A 3,672-nucleotide genomic window follows, 5' to 3' on the forward strand; every position below is an offset into this window, starting at 1 on the left:
TAGACGCCCACTCGACACGGGAGCACAGAACGATCCGCAAGGTGTCGCGGCGGATCATTCCGTTCCTCATCATTCTGTACTTCCTCAGCTTCCTGAATCGCGTGAATGTCGCGTTCGCGGGGCTGACAATGAACCACGATCTCGGCTTCACCAACGCAGTATTCGGAACTGGCGCCGGAGTGTTCTTTATAGGTACCTTTATCTTCGGCACGCCGTCGAATATCGCTCTGCATCGCATCGGAGCCCGCCGCTGGATTGCCTTGATGATGCTCGCGTGGGGTTCGCTTTCCGCAGCGAATGCCCTGGCAACGAATCCCACGAGCTTTTACTTGCTGCGCTTCTTTATTGGCGTCGCGGAGGCAGGCTTCTTTCCTGGCGTCATTCTGTACCTTAGCTTCTGGTATCCGACCCGTCATCGCGCGTTCGTGACGGCGATCTTCATGGCGGCGGCGCCGTTATCCAACATGATCGGGTCTCCAATTTCGGGCGCGCTACTGCAATGCACGAATGGTGTTGCTCACCTGCATGGCTGGCAATGGCTCTTTATCGTCGAAGCCCTTCCCACGGTTGTGCTGGGATTCGTTGCGCTGGTCTATCTGACCGACAAGCCGGAAGACGCACAGTGGCTCGAACAGGATGAGCGGCGCTGGTTGACCCAGGAGCTGGAAAAAGAGCACTCCGAAAAAGCGGCGCGGAGCGCCTCCAATGTCTGGGTTGCGTTCAAGGATATCCGCGTCTGGCTTCTAGCGCTGGTCTATTCGGGGACATCGATGGGGCTTTACGCGATCGGCTTTTGGGCACCCATGCTGTTCAAACAGTTCGGCTTCCGCTTCGTCGAGTTGGGCATCATCAACGCGATCCCGAATCTGGTTGCGGTTGTCGGCATGGTCTGTTTGGGGGCGGCGCTCCGATCGTCAGCGCGAAAGGCGTCTGCATGTCGCCATCGCCTGCCTCGCGGGCGCGCTCGGCATGGTCGTCGCCGGCCAGGCGGCTTCCGCGCTGGTGCTGGTGATAGCCCTGTCGGTCGCCAATTTCGGTATCAATGCAGCGAAGCCGCCGTTCTGGAGCATGCCGACGCTATTTCTTTCGAGCTCGGCCGCCGCGGCAGGCATCGGCCTGATCAACTCGGAAGGGAGCTCGATCGGCGGCACGGTAGGGCAGATGGTCATTGGCAAATTGCGCGACCTGTCAGGCAATTATTCTTCGGGGCTTTACTTCGTCAGCGCGACGCTCGTGCTTTCTGCTGTCATTGCCGTCCTGTTCGGGCGACCGGCGGCCTCCAAAGTGGAAATGCGTTCGCCGAGCAAATAGGCCGGCAACGTGAACTTTTTAACAGTACAGGTGAATACCCATGCAATCTGATGCTTACAAGGCCGGCTTGTTCAGCGCGCTAGCCGTCCGCGCGGCATTTGACAACGGCATGATCGCTGCCCTTCGCGAACACGGAATCGATGCGACGATAGGCTGGGATCCTACTACGGTCATCGAGGCGCGCCTGAGAAAGGGCGACACGGCCGATGCGATCATCGTGACTGACAGCGCGATGAAAAACATGGTCGACGCAGGATGGGTTGCTGCGCGACATTGCCTGCCTCTGGTGGAATCTTCCATTGGCGTGGCAGTCAAGCGCGGGGCGCCGCGCCCGGATATTTCTTCCGTGCAGAATTTCTTCGACGCCCTGTTGAAGAGTCGTTCCGTAGCGTATTCATTGAGCGGCGCGAGCGGCATTTATTTGCAGCAACTGCTGCGCGAGAACGGGCATCTTGAAGAAATCAACCGTCGGGCCACCCCTATCGACAAAGGCCTTGTTGCGGAAAGACTGGTAAGTGGCGAAGCGGATATCGCGATCCAGCAAATCAGCGAATTTAGTGCGGTTGACGGCATCGACATTGTCGGTCCGCTTCCCGCGAAGATACAGCAGATTGTCTCGCTGAGCGTCGGCATTTGCAGCGCTTCCGTGGACCGGCCAGTGGCACATGACCTGCTCAAAGTGCTGACCAGCGGCCACGCGAAAGCGATCTACGAACGCAATGGACTCACGGCCCGCTGGTGAACCCGCTTGTGAATGGAGTACAAATGACATCAAGAATTGTTTTGCTGCATGCCACCCCCGTCGCCATGCAACCGATTCATAGTGCATTCGCCGAAGTGTGGCCCGAGGCACAGACCATCAACCTGCTCGACGATGGCTTGACCATCGACCGGGCCCGCGAGAACGAGCTCTCGGAGCCGCTGATAGAGCGCTTTGTGCGCTTTGGTCGGTACGGCTACGACATGGGCGCAGATGCCATTCTCATCACCTGTTCTGCATTCGGTCCCGCTATCGATCGCCTGGCGGCGGCGCTGCCGGTGCCGGTGCTAAAACCGAATGAGGCCATGTTTCAGGCGGCTGTCTCCTACGGTCTGCGAATTGGCATGCTGGCGACGTTCGGACCCGCAGTTATCACCATGACCGAGGAGTTCGACGAATACGTTGCCCAGGTTGGCAGCAAGGCCGAACTAAAGACGGTATTGGTCGATGAAGCCATCGACGAACTGCGCCGAGGGAATGTAGAGCGCCACAACACTCTCGTGGCGGCGCGGGCCCCCGAGCTGGCCGACTGCGATGTCGTCATGCTGGCGCACTTTTCGACCTCGCGCGCAGCCGCACAGGTGCGCGATAAAATCTCCGTGCCGGTGCTGACGGCGCCGCAAGCTGCCGTTGAGCGCATGCGCGAACTCGTGGAAACAGGCCGTTAGGACCCGCTAGGGCGCCGTCGTGTTACCGACGGTCGCGCAAAACGGCGCGACAAGACGAAATCGCTCCATGCCTTCGACAGGCAAGTCGAACTGGTTGCTGACTTGCCTACCTGCGGATCTTGCCGCCCTTATCCCGACACCCACTTTTCTACGTTGCTTGCAGCCGTTCAGGTACGAGGCAGACCTCCGTGTCCAAATTGACCGCGTCGCATGCATGGCATCATGCGTATGCGCGAAATGGTACGTAAAATCGATGCCTGCTGGCGGAGCTGATTCCGACCACCATTCGCAATTCCCATCGGATTAAACATCGTGGATATTTTGAAAAGCTGCACGGTACTAGTCTCGAACTCAGGCGACGGCGACCTGTCGACCTACGAGTTCGGCTCATCAACGCCAACGTTGCGTGCGGGCGAACGGCATGAGGTCGGCTCCCAGGTGATGCCGCTCGCGCTGTCCGCCGACCAAAAGGCGATCTACGCGGCAACGCGAGGTGCCTCGCCGTCACTCGTGAAATGCAGGCTGGATACGCGCACCGGTCAGCTCGCCGACGAATACCGCGTCGCGATCAATGCGAGCCTGGCGTCGATCGCGACGGACCGATCTGGCCGCTTTCTGTTCGGCGCATCGTCCGGCGGCCACGAAGTCATCGTGTACAGTCTCGCGCGGCTGGAAGCCGGTGACAGCACACCGCTCCAAACGCTCTCCGGCGTTCGAAACGCACATGCGGTGGTTGTGTCGGACGACAACCGTTACGTCTATGCGACCTCCCTCGGCAATGACGAGCTACTGTGCTGCACGATCGACGAGAACCAGGCGCAGCCGCTTAAGGTGGTCGACACCGTATCGTTCGAGGCCGGGTTCGGCCCGCGTCACATGCGCCTGTCGCCGGGCGGAGAATGGCTCTACGTGCTAAGCGAATTTCGCGCGGTC

3 protein-coding genes and 1 pseudogene are annotated in these 3,672 nt (G+C 59.6%); all 4 read left to right on the plus strand.

Translation table 11 applies throughout. The features are described 5' to 3' along the window. Positions 1-32 precede the first annotated feature (32 nt). Positions 33-1,311, plus strand: a pseudogene (locus QOC89_RS22655) (MFS transporter). A gap of 40 nt (positions 1,312-1,351) precedes the next feature. Beyond that, the gene (locus QOC89_RS22660) at positions 1,352-2,053 is read left to right on the plus strand and encodes a substrate-binding domain-containing protein (RefSeq protein ID WP_323047062.1); all 702 of its coding nucleotides are present in this window, start codon (positions 1,352-1,354) and stop codon (positions 2,051-2,053) included. A gap of 23 nt (positions 2,054-2,076) precedes the next feature. Then, complete coding sequence (locus QOC89_RS22665) at positions 2,077-2,739, plus strand: aspartate/glutamate racemase family protein (protein ID WP_323047063.1); 663 nt, start codon at positions 2,077-2,079, stop codon at positions 2,737-2,739. A gap of 312 nt (positions 2,740-3,051) precedes the next feature. Then, positions 3,052-3,672, plus strand: a 621-nt coding sequence (locus QOC89_RS22670; RefSeq protein ID WP_323047064.1) for a lactonase family protein, incomplete at its 3' end; no start/stop codon positions are given.

Source organism: Paraburkholderia sp., from assembly GCF_034668105.1.
Classification (GTDB): Bacteria; Pseudomonadota; Gammaproteobacteria; order Burkholderiales; family Burkholderiaceae; genus Paraburkholderia.

Coding starts and splice junctions, on each gene's coding strand:
- QOC89_RS22660 (WP_323047062.1), top strand. CDS start 1,352: ATGCAATCTGATGCTTACAAGGCCGGCTTGTTCAGCGCGCTAGCCGTC.
- QOC89_RS22665 (WP_323047063.1), top strand. CDS start 2,077: ATGACATCAAGAATTGTTTTGCTGCATGCCACCCCCGTCGCCATGCAA.